Origin of the sequence: Lactobacillus kullabergensis (assembly GCF_003151025.1) — a bacterium.
GTDB classification, from domain to species: Bacteria; Bacillota; Bacilli; order Lactobacillales; family Lactobacillaceae; genus Lactobacillus; species Lactobacillus kullabergensis.
In genome coordinates, this window is sequence record NZ_CP029477.1 from 56,680 (window position 1) to 72,814 (window position 16,135).

General features: G+C 37.4%; 16 protein-coding genes. 10 read left to right on the forward strand and 6 right to left on the reverse strand.

Annotation, left to right across the window (positions count from 1 at the left end):
- Positions 1 to 68: 68 nt before the first annotated feature.
- The 8 genes from DKL58_RS00275 (at position 69) to DKL58_RS00310 (ending at position 9,009) form a co-directional block, all read left to right on the forward strand.
- On the forward strand, positions 69 to 2,048 hold the full coding sequence (locus DKL58_RS00275; RefSeq protein WP_109585669.1) for a PTS sugar transporter subunit IIABC: 1,980 nt from the start codon (positions 69 to 71) through the stop codon (positions 2,046 to 2,048).
- 159 nt (positions 2,049 to 2,207) lie between these two features.
- On the forward strand, positions 2,208 to 2,885 hold the full coding sequence (locus DKL58_RS00280; protein WP_109585670.1) for an NAD(P)H-binding protein: 678 nt from the start codon (positions 2,208 to 2,210) through the stop codon (positions 2,883 to 2,885).
- A gap of 211 nt (positions 2,886 to 3,096) precedes the next feature.
- A complete protein-coding gene (locus tag DKL58_RS00285) occupies positions 3,097 to 3,993 on the forward strand; it encodes an ABC transporter ATP-binding protein (RefSeq protein ID WP_109585671.1) in 897 nt (298 codons plus the stop codon).
- The gene (locus DKL58_RS00290; protein ID WP_109585672.1) at positions 3,986 to 5,209 is read left to right on the forward strand and encodes an ABC transporter permease; all 1,224 of its coding nucleotides are present in this window, start codon (positions 3,986 to 3,988) and stop codon (positions 5,207 to 5,209) included. Before DKL58_RS00285 ends, DKL58_RS00290 begins: the two co-directional genes overlap by 8 nt.
- Before the next feature lie 280 nt (positions 5,210 to 5,489).
- The gene (locus DKL58_RS00295) at positions 5,490 to 6,383 is read left to right on the forward strand and encodes an EamA family transporter (RefSeq protein ID WP_109585673.1); all 894 of its coding nucleotides are present in this window, start codon (positions 5,490 to 5,492) and stop codon (positions 6,381 to 6,383) included.
- Between the two features lie 132 nt (positions 6,384 to 6,515).
- A complete protein-coding gene (locus DKL58_RS00300) occupies positions 6,516 to 7,463 on the forward strand; it encodes an ABC transporter ATP-binding protein (RefSeq protein WP_109585674.1) in 948 nt (315 codons plus the stop codon).
- The gene (locus tag DKL58_RS00305) at positions 7,460 to 8,230 is read left to right on the forward strand and encodes an ABC transporter permease (protein WP_109585675.1); all 771 of its coding nucleotides are present in this window, start codon (positions 7,460 to 7,462) and stop codon (positions 8,228 to 8,230) included. Before DKL58_RS00300 ends, DKL58_RS00305 begins: the two co-directional genes overlap by 4 nt.
- The gene (locus DKL58_RS00310; RefSeq protein ID WP_162542361.1) at positions 8,230 to 9,009 is read left to right on the forward strand and encodes an ABC-2 family transporter protein; all 780 of its coding nucleotides are present in this window, start codon (positions 8,230 to 8,232) and stop codon (positions 9,007 to 9,009) included. The genes DKL58_RS00305 and DKL58_RS00310 overlap by 1 nt, the downstream gene beginning before the upstream one ends.
- 87 nt (positions 9,010 to 9,096) lie before the next feature.
- Here the strand turns inward: DKL58_RS00310 and DKL58_RS00315 are convergent, their stop codons facing one another.
- Complete coding sequence (locus tag DKL58_RS00315; protein ID WP_109585677.1) at positions 9,097 to 9,975, reverse strand: LysR family transcriptional regulator; 879 nt, start codon at positions 9,973 to 9,975, stop codon at positions 9,097 to 9,099.
- A gap of 290 nt (positions 9,976 to 10,265) precedes the next feature.
- On the opposite strand from DKL58_RS00315, the gene DKL58_RS00320 reads away from it, so the two are divergent.
- Positions 10,266 to 10,619 carry a MerR family transcriptional regulator gene (locus DKL58_RS00320; RefSeq protein WP_045927319.1) on the forward strand — a complete coding sequence of 118 codons (354 nt, stop codon included), beginning with the start codon at positions 10,266 to 10,268 and terminating at the stop codon, positions 10,617 to 10,619.
- Positions 10,620 to 10,624: 5 nt separating this feature from the next.
- On the opposite strand, the gene DKL58_RS00325 is transcribed toward DKL58_RS00320, so the two are convergent.
- Together DKL58_RS00325 and DKL58_RS00330 are read right to left on the reverse strand one after the other, a co-directional pair.
- Positions 10,625 to 11,491, reverse strand: coding sequence for an alpha/beta hydrolase (locus DKL58_RS00325; protein ID WP_109585678.1), 867 nt, complete (start codon positions 11,489 to 11,491; stop codon positions 10,625 to 10,627).
- A 36-nt stretch (positions 11,492 to 11,527) separates the two neighbouring features.
- Positions 11,528 to 13,273 carry a 1-deoxy-D-xylulose-5-phosphate synthase gene (locus DKL58_RS00330; protein WP_109585679.1) on the reverse strand — a complete coding sequence of 582 codons (1,746 nt, stop codon included), beginning with the start codon at positions 13,271 to 13,273 and terminating at the stop codon, positions 11,528 to 11,530.
- A 446-nt stretch (positions 13,274 to 13,719) separates the two neighbouring features.
- Here DKL58_RS00330 and DKL58_RS00335 point away from each other — a divergent pair, with 446 nt between their 5' ends.
- Entirely contained in the window at positions 13,720 to 14,583 is an 864-nt protein-coding gene (locus DKL58_RS00335; protein ID WP_109585680.1) for an NAD(P)-dependent oxidoreductase, read from the forward strand.
- 76 nt (positions 14,584 to 14,659) lie between these two features.
- On the opposite strand, the gene DKL58_RS00340 is transcribed toward DKL58_RS00335, so the two are convergent.
- The 3 genes from DKL58_RS00340 to DKL58_RS00350 are packed head-to-tail and all read right to left on the reverse strand — an operon-like array spanning position 14,660 to position 16,118.
- Complete coding sequence (locus DKL58_RS00340) at positions 14,660 to 15,202, reverse strand: cob(I)yrinic acid a,c-diamide adenosyltransferase (protein WP_046331384.1); 543 nt, start codon at positions 15,200 to 15,202, stop codon at positions 14,660 to 14,662.
- A complete protein-coding gene (locus DKL58_RS00345; protein ID WP_045927323.1) occupies positions 15,199 to 15,717 on the reverse strand; it encodes an ECF transporter S component in 519 nt (172 codons plus the stop codon). The genes DKL58_RS00340 and DKL58_RS00345 overlap by 4 nt, the downstream gene beginning before the upstream one ends.
- An 8-nt stretch (positions 15,718 to 15,725) precedes the next feature.
- Complete coding sequence (locus tag DKL58_RS00350) at positions 15,726 to 16,118, reverse strand: DUF4430 domain-containing protein (protein WP_109585681.1); 393 nt, start codon at positions 16,116 to 16,118, stop codon at positions 15,726 to 15,728.
- Positions 16,119 to 16,135: the final 17 nt, after the last annotated feature.

The window sequence follows — 16,135 nt, forward strand, 5'->3', positions numbered from 1 at the left end:
AATTTTAAGGAAAGCGTTATCAATATATATGACGACCTTTTATGTTGTAATTTTCTGGAGGCTAAAATATGAGTAGTACGATTAAAATACTGGCACCTGTTGCTGGTCAGGTCATTAATCTCAGTGATGTTAATGATCCGGTTTTTTCCCAGAAAAAATTAGGTGAAGGCTTTGCTGTTAAACCTAGTTCTGGGAAAATAGTTTCACCAGTAACGGGTAAAGTGGTAATGGTTGCTGAAACTAAACACGCACTCGGCTTGCAAACAGCAGAGGGTGTGGAATTGATGATTCACCTGGGTATAGATACCGTTGAACTTGATGGCAAACCATTTGACTGGCAAGTGGCAGCTGGCTCTGAAGTAAAAGCTGGCCAGCAACTGGGGACAATGGATCTGCAAGCGATTAAAAATGCTCAAAAAGACGATACAGTGATTTTGGCAGTTACTAATACCGCTGATGTTTTAGCTGGTATCGATCTTGCTCTTGGCACTAAGCCTGCTGGTGAACCTGTAGCCACTATCACTTTGAAGCAAACTAAATCAGCACCAGCTGCAGCTAACAAAAAAGAAAATAAATACCAAACTACAGCGCGTGAAATTGTTAAGGCTGTTGGTGGCGCTGATAATGTTAAAAGCGTTATGCACTGCTTTACCCGTCTGCGCTTTACCTTAAATGATGATAGTATTCCGCAGGATGACGAGGTTAATAATATTAAAGGTGTAATAGATGTTACCCGTGCTAATAACCAATATCAAATAGTTATTGGGCAAACGGTAGAAGATGTTTACGATGAACTAATTAAGATACTCGGGCCTGAATATGCCGGACAAGGGGAGACTACACCTACTGCTCCAGTCCCAGAGGCTGACCAATCTATCGGTGGCAAGATTAAAAATGGCTTCTTCCAGTTAATAGGCGTAATTACCGGTTCTATGATGCCTGTAATTGGTTTGCTGGCCGCCAGCGGTATGTTAAAAGGTATTCTTAACATCTTGACTAACTTTTGCCACATGTCTACGGCTTCTCCAACTTACACTATTATTAATGCGATGGGGGATGCATCGTTTTACTTCTTGCCTTTAATTGTTGGCTTTACTGCTGCTCAAAGATTAGGCTCTAATCCAGTAGTTGTTTCTATTATTGGCGGTTTTCTGATTTACCCTGATTTAGTAAAAATTTATGCCAGCGGCAAATTCAGTTACTACTTAGCTGGCGTTGGTATTAATGCCAACTTCTTCGGTATTCCAATTCATATTCCACAATATACTTATTCAATTTTCCCAATGATTTTTGCGGCTTGGATGGCTGCTAAAATTGAACCGTGGATTAAGAAGTGGATGCCAGTCACACTAAGACAAATTTTTACTCCTCTAGTAGAAATCTTTCTAGTAGGGATGACGGTCTTAATTATTGTGGGTCCTGTAATTTCATTTATTTCTACGGGAATTGCCAAAGTATTGCAATGGCTACTGACAGTCAACACTGCACTTTCTGGTTTAATCATCGGTGGTCTTTACCAGATACTCGTTATCTTCGGACTGCACTGGGCAGTAGTGCCAATTATTGCGAATGATATAGCAGCTACTGGACACAGTATCTTAAACGGTATCGTTTCAGTAACGATGATTGCACAAGGTGCTGGCGCCCTTGCAGTTTGGTTTAAGACTAAGCACAATCCTGACTTAAAGGGCTTATCTTTAAGTGCTGCTATTTCCGCCGCTGTCGGTATTACTGAGCCGGCAATGTACGGTGTTAACTTAAAGTATGGTCGTGTATTCATGACTTCCAGTCTTGGTGCTGCCATTGGCGGATTGGTAAACGGTCTGCTTAAAGTTGATATGTATGGCTTTACTGGCAGTTTGATTGGATTCCCATCCTTTGTTCCTAAAGCCGGACAAGGCAATCCTAATAACCTGCTGAACTTCTGGATTGCTTCTATTGTGACTATTGTCGCTGCTTTTGCTTTGACATACTTCTTCGGTTATAAGGAGAATGACGCTGATAGTCCTAAGAATGCTCCCAAGAAGAAGAATTTAGCTGATTTATAATAGGTGGGGTTGTTTAATAGATTAATTTTTAAAAAATATTGAATTATATAAAAGGGTTCTAAAACTAATAGTGATTAGTCAAGAGCCCTTTTATAATGTATTTTGAAATATTCGGTTAAACTATAATAAAATGAATTATTGTGGATGGAGTGATTGAAAATGAAAGTTCTGATAATTGGTGCTCACGGACAGATTGGGCAATTATTGGTAAAAATTCTACAAGAAAGTACGAATTGCCAGGTCATTGCAGGCTTGCGCTCCCATGAGCAGGAAAAAGCATATCAAGAAAAGGGAATTACTACTGCTTTTATTGATCTAGCAGGGTCGCAAAAAGAATTGGCAAAAGCCATGCAGACGGTCGATACAGTAGTGTTTGCGGCTGGTTCAGGTGGCAAAACAGGTGCTGATGCAACAATGATGATTGATCTTGACGGTGCAGTCAAAGCAATTAACGCTGCAAAAGAAACTGACATTCAGCGTTTTATCATGATTAGTGCGATTAAATCTGACGATCGCAGTTTTTGGTCGGATAATGCACCAGCAGCAGGACCACAAAATTATTACTATGCGGCAAAATATTATGCTGATCAATGGTTGTTACACAGCTCACTGGACTACACAATTTTACGACCAGTTGCACTGACTAATCAAAAGGCAACAGGGAAAATTAAAGTAGCAAGTCATTTTACTGATTCTATTGCAGATATGACAATTACTCGTCAAGATGTGGCCCAAACCGTTGCTGACATTATTTTAACGGGAAAATTACACCAAAAGGAATTTGATATTGCTAATGGCTCAGTACCTATTGCACAGGCAATTACAAACTTCCACTAAAAATATATGAGCATCAACTTTAACAGGCTAATAAATTAATGTTTCATTAACATGATTTATTAGCCTTTTATTTTGAAATAAATCATGTGTGAAAATATTCCTCCTTTTCCCTGATTAAATTAAAGGCATATTGCTTTTGTAATATGGCATAGGGTAAAATTATGTATTGTAGTAATATTTAGTCAGATTTTTATTGAAAAAGGAGGGAGCTATGCTAAAAGTAGAACATTTAAGTAAGCGCTTTGGTGATTTTCAGGCTCTTAAAGATGTCAACTTTACCATTCAGCCTGGTGAAATTATGGGTTTAATTGGTCAAAATGGTGCAGGGAAAACCACCACTTTTCACAGTATTTTAAATTTTCTTCATTACAACGGAAAAATCACCTGGGAAGATCAGCCCATTACTGAAAAAACTTTTGATACGGTAGGCTACTTGCCGGAAGAACGCAGTTTACTACCCAAAATGACTATTGAGCAACAAATTGTTTATTTAGCGCAGTTAAAAAGCCGCCCCGCAAAAGAGATAAAACCACAAATCGATGATTGGCTGAAACGCTTTGATGTCCAGGGCAAGAAAAGTGACAAAATAAAAACACTTTCAAAAGGTAATCAACAGAAGGTGCAATTAATTTGTACCTTAATTCATCAACCCCAATTAATTATTTTGGATGAACCATTTAGTGGGTTAGATCCGGTAAATGCAGATTTGCTTAAAAACGCAGTTTTAGATGCTAAAAAGAATAATGCAGCAATTATCTTTTCAAGTCACGATATGTCAAACGTTGAAGAAATCTGTGATAGTTTGATCATGTTGAAAAAGGGACAAGTTGTTTTAAGTGGTACAGTTGACGCTGTTCGTGACTCATTTGGTAAAACAGAAATTTACTGTAAAACTACTAAGTCGCTTGCAGAATTACAGCAGCTCCCTCACGTTAAAAAAGTGGAAAAGAAAGCGCATGGCCAATATCTTTTGCGGATTGACGATGAAAATAGTGGTGCGGAAGTCTTTGACGCATTGACAAACGGCGAATATGTTGAAGAGTTTCGGCAACAACCACCAACACTTGACGAAATATTTAGAATGGAAGCTGGTGAACAACATGAATAAGTTATGGACCGTAACGCTGCAAACTTATTGGCACCAAGTTAAATCTTGGTCTTTTCTGCTTTTGATTTTGGGACCGTTTTTCATAATTGGCTGTAGTGCCTTAGGAGGAGCTATCGGTGCTAGTTCTGGTCCAGACAGTCAGATTGCAGTTATCAGTTCCAATGAGCAAATTCGCCAAAACTTTATTAAAAATAATGATAAATATGTTGATGCTAAAATTAAAACCGCCAAATCCGCTAAAAAGGCTGTCAAAAAAGAAAAAGTTGATGGTTACTTGGTATTTGAAACGCAAAAAAACCAGGTTAAGGCCATTTATCACGGAGCGTCACCTATTGATGATGAATTGAAACCCAAAGTAAAAAGCTATTTACAAGTCTTGCAGAGTCAGCTTAATTTGCAGCAGGCGCAATTGGCGCCACGTCAAATTAAAGCCTTACAGCAGCAACCTAAATATCGCGAAGTGCTCCAGAAAAATCATCAGGGTGATAAATTGGTTAAAATGGTGTCTTTGATTATTGTGATTATGGTCGTTTACATGGTTTTGATGTCCTACAGTAGCATTACAGCTCAAGAAATAGCCTCTGAAAAGGGCACGAAGATTATGGAAATCATTTTTTCCAGTACAACTGCTGCAAAATATTTTTTAGGCAAAATTTTGGGTATTTTCGGCGTAATTTTTACTCAGCTCATCATTTATATTGTTGGCGGCTGGGCAACTTACCGTTGGGCATTGCATGCAAAAATTACGGCTTCTTTTATGCATAACAATCAAGTAGTAATAAATAAAATTTTGGGCAATTTGTTAAATGTCAATCTCATTTTTCTGATTCTTGGTGTAATTATTTATACGATATTAGCAGCCTTTTCAGGAGCTTTAGTAGCTAAGCCGGAAGATTCTTCGAAGGCTGCTCAAGGTACTACGATGCTTTCCCTCATTGCATTTTTCCTGTCGTTTGCGCTTATTACTAACCCAGAACAGATTCTGCCACAAGTATTATCTTACGTGCCATTCTTTTCCTCATTCATGATGCCGATTCGTATAATTAATGGCCACGTTGGTAATATGGAAGTTATTTTGTCGTTGGTAATTTTAATAGTAAGTATTGTTGCTTTAACAGTATACATTAGTAAAATTTATCAAGGCGTAATTTTACAAACAGAAGATACCAGTTTTTGGAAGAGACTAAAACGAGGACTGGCATATAGTAAAGCGTAAATAATATAAAAAGACTGGGGTGAAAAAATCCTAGTCTTTTTTGAATGTTAAACTTGATGTATAATAAAGTACTATTCAAACCAAATACTGTATTTTTATGATTAGTCGTTAGTGGATATCATTTGAATACATTTAAACTTTGTATGTCCAATGGCTGGATTTTAGTAACTGAACAACTCATAGTTACTGATAATAAATATTTCTCTGACTTTTTAATTGTGGCTGCAAAGACCAAAATATTAGTAATAGTTTTAAACAAAATTTGTCATTCGGAGGAAGCATGATTATCAGTAATATTTGGTTGATTATTTTTGCCACCATTTCATCATTTTCCAGGGGAATAATATCAGTTATTGACCGTTATCAAATGGGGTATCGGAAGCAAAGCTCAATTGATGTGAACTTTTTAAATAATATTTGCAGTTCGGTTTTAGTGACTTTCTTCCTGATTTACGTCCTGCACAGTTTTCCTAGTCCCAGAATAACCAATAACTATCTTATTAAAGTCCTTTTATATGCTTTTTTGGCGCAGATAGTTGCCTATGGTTACAGCTATGTGTTCAAAAAAGTTTCAATTATGCAGTCTGTGCTTTTGAGCAAGGTGACCGATCTTTTTATTCCTTTGGCCATCTTGCTGACTATGGGTTACTTTAGCAAATCTTCATATTTAGTTTCTATTATTTCCACTGTGATCGTGGTTATTTATATTGTTTTCGAGCAGCGCCACAATAATTTAAATTTAAAAAACTTATTAACAACTTTTGTTGTGATTGCGCCCTTGTTGATTATTCAAGCGGCACTTTCGCCGTTATTAACTAAAGGCCTAATCAAACCGATTGATCTGGTCTTTTTTACTATCATGACAATTTATGTGCGCTGCTTAATTACCTTAATTACTTTTATTTATAAAAACAAAACTCTCAAAATCAGCGCTGAAAATCTCAAAGGCAAGGTTTATCTAATTTATGGTTCCCGGGCGGTTCTAACGCTTTTAGCGCAAGTAACTTATACTTTGGCAACGTCTTCACCAAACTCAAGCATTGCCTGGATCTTTTTAAACATGACCTCTTTATACAGCGTCATCTTTGGTGATATTTTCCTTAAAGAAAAGATGAAATTTGCAGATATTTTGGTAATTGTGGCCATTTTTATCTTGGCTTTATTTTCAAAGTAACTGCAAGAGTTTGGAAAAATAAAAATTAAGCGCTATAATGGCGCTATGACTTGGAAACGTCGGTTCAAGGTAAATGTTGGTTTCTATTTGGGGAAGAAACCAGCACTTTAAATTAAGTATTGGGGAATATTAATGATAATTGAAACCAAGAACCTGACGAAACGATATCGCAAAGTGAAAGCTGCTAAGCTGTTTCACAAAAAATATAGTACTTTTTATGCATTAAAAAATGTCTCTCTAGAAATTCATCAAGGAGATCATGTTGGCTTAGTGGGGCTGAATGGTTCCGGCAAGTCGACTTTGATCAAAATGATTTTAGGTATTTTGCAGCCTGATGGCGGCAGTGTCAAGACTTTTGACAGAGATCCGCTTAATAATAGACAAAAAAATGCGGTTAAAATAGGAGTAGTATTCGGGCAAAGAAGCCAATTGCGCTGGGACCTACCCGCAATGGACACTTTTAAACTCAACCGTGAAATATATCAAGTACCGGAGGATATTTTTACCAAACGGGTAACAAAGTTAGCGCGGATGTTGCAGGCTACCGAGTTTTTAACGCAACCGGTGCGCACCCTTAGTTTGGGTCAAAGGATGAAGGCTGAATTTATTGCAGCTCTTATTCACGATCCTGAACTGATTATTTTAGATGAACCTACAATCGGTCTTGACGTTCTGACAAAAAATAGTATCACGGAATTTTTACAACAATTAACTGATAAAACGATCATTTTCACTTCACATGATCTCGATGAAGTAGCCGAGGTATGCTCGCGCATTTTAATCTTGAATAATGGTCAGCTGGTATTAGACCAAAGTAGTCAAGAACTGGCAGAATTAAATGTACCTGCAACAGTCACTTTTACTAGTGCAGATAAATTGAGCGCTGATTTAATAAAGCAGTGGCCCAACATGATGCAGCTTAAAAACGGTTCATACCAGATTGCAGGCATTAAGCAAGAAAATCTGAAAGAAGTGTTAAGTACAATTACTGCCCGCATCCCAGTTGCCAATATTGAAGTTAAGAGCAATAAATTGGCATATTTATTGGCGCACCTCAAACAGCAGGAGGTGCAGCAATGAAATATAGGCTAATGCTCATTAAAATAGGAATAAAAAAAGGTCTAGCCTCAAAATATGCTTTGATTTTCTGGCTGTTTTCATCTTTAATTTCGCTTACCGTACAGTATTTTTTGTGGCAAGCTGTTCTAACTGGCAAGCCAAACGGTGAATTTAAACAAACAATTAGTTATTTGGTATTAATGCAGCTTTTGACCGTGCTTTTTCCTAAAACCAGCTACGATGTGAATGATAAAGTTCGTTCTGGTGATATTGCACTTGACCTGTTAAAACCAGTAGCATTTGCAACGCAGCTACTGTGGGAAAGCATTGGCTATTCAGTTGTCAAATTTGCAGTGATTGGTACAGTGGATTTATTAGTTTGTTTATGGATTCTGAATTTTCAAATTGCATTGAGCACAATTTTAATGGTCTTAGTGACAGCAATTTTAGCTTATCTATTATATTTTGAGCTGGAACTACTCCTGGGAACATTTTCTTTTTATACCTATAGTATTTGGGGCATCTCCACTTTTAAAGAAGCAATACTATTGGTATTAGCTGGCAATATTTTTCCTGCCAATTTTTATCCTGCAATAATTAAAAAGCTGGCATCTTTTTTACCATTTCAGTATTCATTTGGTGCAGTGGGAATGCTGGCGCAAAAGCCATCGTGGAGTTTATTTATTCAAGTAGTTTTGATCCAGCTTTTCTACATTATCCTGTTCAACGTGCTTTTTAAATTCTTGTTTAAGCGCTCCGTTGTTTCAACTGTGATTCAAGGAGGGTAATAATGAGATATTTAAAATTATTAAGTACTTATTTAAAAGTAAATTTAAAATCACTTGCTGTTTATGACCTGGACTTTTATTTTGCGCTAGCAGGGATGATCATTCAAAATGTGCTTAATATCCTCGCTTTAAGATTTATTTTTAATATTGTGCCCCGCATTAAAGGCTATAGTTTTGCACAGCTACTTTTAACTTATGCCTTGGCAACTTTAGCTTTTGCTATTTTTCGCTGCTTTTTTATCAATGCGCTCAATATTTCAGACTATATTCATGACGGCCGCTTAGATACAATCTTAATTAAACCCGTCAATCCTTTATTTCAGCTTGTTAATGAACGAGTCGATGAAGATGCGTGGGGCGATTTAATTGTTGCGCTGTTGCTGTTAATAATTGTGGATATGCAGTTGCATAATCCATGGTATATCACGGTCATGTTTATTTTTATCTCACTTTTTACTTCGCTCATCTTCTTAGGACTAGCTGTATTAGGTAATATCGTTGCACTACTTTCTAATGGTTTAGCCAACTTGGCAGAAACAACATTTGACTTTTTTGACATGAGTAAATATCCGTTAGCGATCTATTCGTCGGCTTTAAGGCTAATTATGACCTTTATCTTGCCAATTGGCTGGGTTGCTTCAATTCCACAAGAAAAAATTGCAGTTAAACATGAGTGGATATGGCTGTTACTAATACCTGGCGCCTGTATATTCTTTTTTATCGTAATTTATCAGTTATGGCGAGTGTTTTTACAAAAATACCAAAGTACTGGCAGTTAACACTAAAAAGCTCTGTAGCTTATGGCTACAGGGCTTTTAAAGTCTATGATATTCTTTTTCTTTTCATTTTCTTGGCATTAAGTATTATTACTTAAAAATTGATTCCTGCAGTAATTTTAAAAATAATTCTGCGACTGGTGATAAATTAACACCGTGTTTCCAAACCACCCTGATAGCTTGCTGTAGCTCTGGCTGTAATTTTCTAAACGTAATGCCCGAATCTTTAGACGTATCAGCTAATTTATCTAAAGTAAGCATTAATGCGGCATGATTCTTAACCATCAAAGTACCGTTAAAATTTAAATTATAACTGCCAATAAAATTGACTGAATCATAATAATTTCCTAGCCAGTTTTGAAAAAGGTGCATTTTTTGCGCTTGCTGTGAATTTAATAAAGAACGTCCTTGTAAATCTACTGGTTTGATCACTGCTTTTTGCGCTAAAGGATCATTAGCGGGCATTAAAATCCCCCAAGTATCTCTTTCGGGTAAGGTTAAAGAGGCGTAATTAGCTAAAGGAACGTTTCCGATAATGACTGCAAAGTCAACCGTCCCGTTATCTAGCTTGCGTTCGGCATAACTGTAGTCCCCACTTAATAAGTGAATTTTAACAGAAGGATGCTCTTTAATAATTGCGCTGACCACATTCATGACCCGCTGCATCCCGAGGCTTTCTCCCGCAGCGATGGTCAAGTCGCCACTAACAAAAGAAGCTTTTGTTAGATTTCTTTTGGTTTTAGCAGATAAGTCTAAAATTTCCTGTGCCTGTTCAAGTAAATAATGACCTGCTGGAGTTAAAGCTAAATGCCGCGACTTACGGCTAAACAATTTAACGCCAAGTTCAGCTTCTAGTTCAGCAATTTGCCTTGATAAAGCTGGCTGGGAGATAAGCAGCTTTCTGGCAGCACGGGTCATATTGCCTTCTTGTGCCACGGCTACAAAGTAATTTAAAACTCTTAGTTCCATATTATCTTCTCCTTGCTAAATTGTTTTTGCCGCTAAAAAGTCCCTTTAATGCAAACAAGTTATACAAGATCATGTTTAAAAAGTATTTTACATAAAAAAGTAGTATGACTAAAATTTTAACTAATCGGTAAAATCGAAAGATAAAAAGCGCCTATAACTATTAACTATAGGTTACTTTTCAATCAATATTAGATAAAACAAGCAAGAACAATCGCTGTGTTTAACTCAATATTTTTTTAGATAAGACTTAAACTTAGATCTAAGTTTAATTATCGAAAAGAGGAACAATAATGAAAATATCAGAAGTAGCAGAAAAGGTAGAATTAACCCCTGTAACACTCAGGTATTATGAAAAAATGGGTCTGATACCTGAAGTCAAAAAAGAGCACGGAGTTAGAAACTATGAGGAAAAAGATCTTACCTGGATTAGTTTTATTAAGTGCATGCGTCAAGTTAAAATTCCAGTTAATGATTTGCTGGAATATACTAAATTGATGCAGCAGGGCAGTGATACTAAGAAACCCAGACGGCAAATTTTAGTCAAAGAATTGCATAGGTTAGAAAAGCAAGATCAGAACATTCAGGCTACTATTGTTCGTTTGAAAAATAAGATTAGTTTATACGACCAAGGTAAAATACAATAAGCTAATTACCAGAGAAAGTTAACTAATAAACGGTCAACCTTAGTATTTTCGTGTAGTTTACTGTGTTGAGCGCGAGAACCTCTAATTTCTTTTTCCTGATATGAACGGGCGCGTTTACTGACTAAATAACGGTAGGAACGGGCAGAGTTAACGGTAACGTCACCATCACTGCCAGACCCCATATCACCATAGATATTCAAGACGTCAGTATTTTGAGGAAATTTTTTTCTCAAACTTAGAAGTCCGCGGTAGCCTGCACTCATTTTTTGCGGTTTGCCAGCGCGATTTAAGACAGTTTTATTTGGTGCCCCTTGTTCTCCAATATAACCGTTATAATGGCCGGCAATTGAAACCTGTTTATTTAGGTGAGGCATGTGCGAATTAGTGGCATTATTGCGCAAGTAAAAGGCAATCTGTAAATTACCCATTGAGTGACCTACTAAATTAATGCGGTTAAAACGGTATCTTTTTTGCAGTGCATTAATTACATCTTTAATATAATTGCTGCTTTTGTTCATGGCAGCAATTTGATTATTTGTTCCAGCAAAAATGCTCTTATTATTTTGGAGGTTGACTTCAACTACCGGGTTTTTGGCCCGCTTTTTTATTGTCCCTATTACGGTGACTTTACCATTAGAGCTAACATCGGCACGAATAACAGAATTAGTAGCATGCTGTTTTTGGGCATAAGCGACCATGCTTTCTTCAGCATGGTAACTGCTGCCCCAGCCATGTACAAAAAGTGTTGGCGTATCGATGCGAATGCTGGCACCATTTTCTTTCTGGTAGTTGTTTTTGAAGATGTAAACCGCAAGTAGCAATAACACTAATAGCAATGTGCCTGCTATGATAGTTTTATGTTTTCTGGTCATTATTAATCAGCTCCTACTGTAGCCATAGTTTGCAGTTTATAAATTCTGTTGCACATCCGCCACAATTTGCTCAGTAGTTAAATGATTTTGCTGGTAAATTTCTTTAACTGGAGTTTGGTCAGTATAAACGCGCTTTTGGCCGTAATTGAGCACTTTAACTTTTTCTTTACCCAGATAAGAAGCCACTTTTTGCCCAAAACCACCATCTAGAGAGTTATCTTCAAGAGTAACAATTACTTGGTGATTAGCTGCTAACTGGTCCAGTGCTTGTTTGTCCAAAATATTGGCAGAGAGTGGATTAACTAGGCTAGCTCCTAACTTAGTTGCCACGTCTTTTCCTAATTGATAAAAGTCACCTAATGCTATGACAGCCACATCTTTACCTGGTTTAACCCGATATTTAATTTCTGAGTAATTGGTTGCTACAGTTTGTTCGTCTGCATCTGGCACATTGGCCGGCATTTTAATAGCAACTGGGTGTTTTCTTTGTTTAATGGCCCACTTAATCATTGCTTTTTCTTCTTCTAGTGTAGTAGGAGCAAGATAAATCCAATTAGGTAAGTTAGAAACCATTACTTGGTCAAAGATTCCCAAGTGCGTTTTTGATTGGTTAGAAATTCGCCCGCCAGCTACTAGCATTACAACTGGTAGGTCGTTGGCAGCCGTATCGTGAGAAAGTTGGTCAAAAGCACGCTGTAAGAAAGTAGAATTTTCCATTAGAACTGGAATCCCACCTTCTTTGGCAAACCCCGTGGCAAAAGCAACAGACTCTTGTTCAGCAATGCCCACGTCCGTGTAATGATCGGGAAATTCTTTTTTGAACTCTTCCAGGTCAAAGACACCCGGAATGGCTGCATCTATCGCCATGACATTCTTTCCTGCTTTAATCTCATCTTTAATCACGTCAAGCGCCACTGAATTAGGCGTAGGTTCCTGACTTTCTGGAGCAAGTGGTTGATCATTTTGTAAATTAAACGGTGATACCCAGTGGTGAGCTTCTTCATCAGAAACTGCGGGCTCATAGCCCTTGCCCTTCAACGTATTAATGTGTAATAAAATGGGATGATCAACATCTTTAACTGCTTTAAAAGCGGCAATCATATCAGTCAGGTTATTGCCGTCTGCGACATAGCGGTAATCAAAGCCCATAGCTGTAAACGGATTTTCGGCAGTCTGGCCGTTTGAATCACGTAATTTCTTTAGAGCTGTCACTAAGCCACCAACATTTTCATCAATTGACCATTGATTATCATTAACTACAACTACCAAGTTATGTTTTTCAATTGCAGCATTGTTTAAGCCTTCAAAGGCCAGTCCGCCAGTCATCGAGCCATCACCAATTAAAGCCATGATGTTTTCATGCTTGCCCATTAAATCGCGGGCCTTAGCCATACCTGTTGCTAGCGCAATAGATGTTGAAGTATGACCGATTGAATAATAATCATAAGGACTTTCGTCCGGATTAGAATACGGAGTGACATCTTCATAGTGGTCGGGATCAAGCCAGGCCTGTGCCCGTCCAGTTAACATTTTATGAGGATATGTTTGGTGCGAAACGTCCCAAATAATTTTGTCTTCGGGTGCATTAAAGACATAATGGTAGGCAATTGTGGCCTCCACAATTCCTAAGTCGGGACCAAGATGCCCGCCTTCAGCCGCATCTTTTTCTAAGATTAATGTTCTGATTTCCTGGGCTAACTGTTCCATTTCGGAAATACTGAATTTTTTCAAATCTTTGGGTCCGGCAATGTGGTTTAGTAAAAAATCTTCATGTTTGTTCATTATCAAGTGCCTCCTGCACTAATTTATTCAATCTTTATTAATAATTATAAAATACTTTCCTGTAAGAGTGAGCTAGCAATTGTGTGAATTGCTCTCACCTGCAACATAAAATTTTATAATTATTAAAATTGTAGTACTTAATGTTAAGGTTAAGTCAAATAGCAAACTAAAATTTTTTATTTAAAAATGATATGGCACCGTTTAAACTATAATTACTAGGTGCATTTGCAATTGATTTAATCCTGATTTATGATTTGAAAAGCAATTTGCTAATAGGTAAAAAGGCAGTTAAAAATTTTACATTGTTGGGCGATGCCGGAATATGGTACCCAGGCCAAAATATTTGTTAACGAAAACCTAAATAAATAAAAAACTTGCTTATTAAAGATAAGTTAGTGGTATGATTAAGTTGTCGAGAAAACGTTTTTATAAGGGAGATGTTGATGATGAAAATAGGTTTTATTGGCACTGGCGTAATGGGCAATGCAATTTGTCTTAATTTGTTGAAAGCCGGTCATCAGTTATGGGTCTATAACCGGACAAAAAGCAAGACGGATAATTTAGTTGCTCAAGGTGCCACTTGGTGTGAAAATCCTAAAGCTGTTGTTGAACATGCAGACACGATTTTTACAATTGTGGGCTTTCCGAAAGATGTTGAACAGGTTTATTTTGGCGATAATGGCATTTTGCAGGCGGATGTCAAAGGCAAAAACCTGGTTGATATGACAACTTCAAAACCGGCTTTAGCCCAAAAAATATTTGCTGCAGGTGAAAAGCAGGGTGCTAAAGTACTGGATGCTCCTGTTTCTGGTGGTGACCTGGGCGCTAAAAATGGTACCTTGACCATCATGGTTGGTGGAGATGAATCTGCTTATCAAAACTTGGAACCTGTTTTTAAGGATTTCGGCAAGCAAGTTCACTATTTTGGACCAGCTGGTGCAGGTCAGAATACCAAAATGGCAAACCAAATTATGATTGCAGGTACGATGACTGGTATGACAGAAATGCTTGTTTATGCCAAAAAGGCCGGCCTTGACCTAGAAACAGTTCTCAAAACCGTCGGTGCGGGTAGTGCTGCTAACTGGAGTCTAAGTAATTACGGTCCGAGAGTTTTAAAAGGTGACTATACCCCAGGCTTTTTCAGTAAACATTTTTTGAAAGATTTACGCATTGCTTTAGAGACAGCTAAAGAAATGAAAATTGAATTACCTGCTACTGAAGAAGCTAAAAAGTTATATGAGATTTTGGTTGATGAAAAGCATTTAGGCGACCTAGGTACACAGGGATTGATCAAACTGTGGTGGCAGTAAAGTATTAATTTTAAATAAACTAAAAACGGAATAGTTTCGTAATTGAAACTACTCCGCTTTTTTAATATGAGTAAGATTATTTGATTTTACTTTTGACCTCTGGCACACCATCTAAGACGTTGGCGTAGCGCGCTAAGATAAAAAGATAATCTGACAGGCGATTGATATATTTTAAACAAGCAGGAGCAAGTTTTTGCTCCTCAGCGTTCAACTTAGCCATTGAGCGTTCTGCTCGTCTGGCCACTGTACGTGCATAATGCAGATGTGTAGCAGTAACCGAACCGCCAGGTAGAATGAAATGGGTTGTTTTAGGAATTTGTTCATTGAGGTTGTCGATTTCTTTTTCTAAATTCTCCACTTTTTCTGTCGTAATTTCTTCATGCCTTTTGACAACAATATCACTTTCAAGCTCATATAGGTCACGTTGCAGATTCTGTAAAGGATCATGCAATTTTTGACATTTGGCAGACAAGTTGGCAATTACAACTCCGAGATATGAATCAAGCTCATCAATATCACCAACGGCGACAATTTGCAAATCATATTTAGGAACCATTTTACCGGTAACCTGTTTAGTGAAACCTTGATCGCCGACCTTGGTATAAATTTTAATTGTCATAACAGCCTCCGTTTATAATGATCTAGAGCAATGTTTAGTGGTTTGTATAAAATGGGATAAAATACTAAATCACCAATTGCATGATAAGTGTCAAAGACTAGACTGCCGGCCCAATATGCTAAAAAGGCGTTAAAACCACCAAAAATAGACATACCGAAGTCGACAAAGCAGCCATATTCCCAGCCAAGAAAAACGGCGAGAATTAATTGTAAAGTAAAGTGTTTCTTAAGCGGTGTAAATTTACCTAGCAAAGCAACGGTTAAAACGCAACCGCCGTAAGCTAAAACCTGTGATACAGTCCAGATGCCAAAGCCTAAGTAAATGTTGGAGACGACCATGGTTAAAAGAGCTAAGGCAAATCCAAAACCAAAACCAATATTTAAAGTTACAATCATTAAGATATCAGTCACTGGCTGGACATTAGGTACAGGTATAATCTTAAAAATTCTTAGTGCCACGCACATGGCGGTTAAAATCGCTAGTAATGCTAACTTCTTGGTTGAATTACGTACCATAGCAAACTTTAGAAGTTAGTTTTTGCTAAAGTAAATTTAACCTTGTCTTTGTTTGCCAATTTTTGAATTGCTGCGCCTTTTTGGGCGAACTTACCATTAATTCTGTAGGTCCAATAGATTTTTTTACTTGGTTTTTGGCTCTTGCCAGCAATAGAAGTAATAAAACCATTCGTACTCTTTACTTTCCAGCATTTCTTTAAACCGCGCATTACTGTTGAGTGCTTAGGCAATTTAACAGTCTTCTTTTTGTAAGTCTTGTTGTGTACTTTCAGAGTATAAGTGACTTTAATCTTGCTGCTGGCATCAACCTGTTGGACGTTTTGGGTTGTTTCAAGACCTGCAAACGTAAAGGTAAAAATAGTGGCAATTCCGGTTAAAACAGATAATTTGCTTTTTTTCATATAAAAACTCCCAATCT

Bases quoted from the DNA above. Each gene is read 5' to 3' on its own strand.
- DKL58_RS00300 (WP_109585674.1), top strand. From the start codon at position 6,516: ATGATAATTGAAACCAAGAACCTGACGAAACGATATCGCAAAGTGAAA.
- DKL58_RS00345 (WP_045927323.1), bottom strand. From the start codon at position 15,717: ATGGTACGTAATTCAACCAAGAAGTTAGCATTACTAGCGATTTTAACC.
- DKL58_RS00335 (WP_109585680.1), top strand. From the start codon at position 13,720: ATGAAAATAGGTTTTATTGGCACTGGCGTAATGGGCAATGCAATTTGT.
- DKL58_RS00280 (WP_109585670.1), top strand. From the start codon at position 2,208: ATGAAAGTTCTGATAATTGGTGCTCACGGACAGATTGGGCAATTATTG.
- DKL58_RS00290 (WP_109585672.1), top strand. From the start codon at position 3,986: ATGAATAAGTTATGGACCGTAACGCTGCAAACTTATTGGCACCAAGTT.
- DKL58_RS00350 (WP_109585681.1), bottom strand. From the start codon at position 16,118: ATGAAAAAAAGCAAATTATCTGTTTTAACCGGAATTGCCACTATTTTT.
- DKL58_RS00275 (WP_109585669.1), top strand. From the start codon at position 69: ATGAGTAGTACGATTAAAATACTGGCACCTGTTGCTGGTCAGGTCATT.
- DKL58_RS00285 (WP_109585671.1), top strand. From the start codon at position 3,097: ATGCTAAAAGTAGAACATTTAAGTAAGCGCTTTGGTGATTTTCAGGCT.
- DKL58_RS00315 (WP_109585677.1), bottom strand. From the start codon at position 9,975: ATGGAACTAAGAGTTTTAAATTACTTTGTAGCCGTGGCACAAGAAGGC.
- DKL58_RS00320 (WP_045927319.1), top strand. From the start codon at position 10,266: ATGAAAATATCAGAAGTAGCAGAAAAGGTAGAATTAACCCCTGTAACA.
- DKL58_RS00325 (WP_109585678.1), bottom strand. From the start codon at position 11,491: ATGACCAGAAAACATAAAACTATCATAGCAGGCACATTGCTATTAGTG.
- DKL58_RS00295 (WP_109585673.1), top strand. From the start codon at position 5,490: ATGATTATCAGTAATATTTGGTTGATTATTTTTGCCACCATTTCATCA.
- DKL58_RS00340 (WP_046331384.1), bottom strand. From the start codon at position 15,202: ATGACAATTAAAATTTATACCAAGGTCGGCGATCAAGGTTTCACTAAA.
- DKL58_RS00330 (WP_109585679.1), bottom strand. From the start codon at position 13,273: ATGAACAAACATGAAGATTTTTTACTAAACCACATTGCCGGACCCAAA.
- DKL58_RS00305 (WP_109585675.1), top strand. From the start codon at position 7,460: ATGAAATATAGGCTAATGCTCATTAAAATAGGAATAAAAAAAGGTCTA.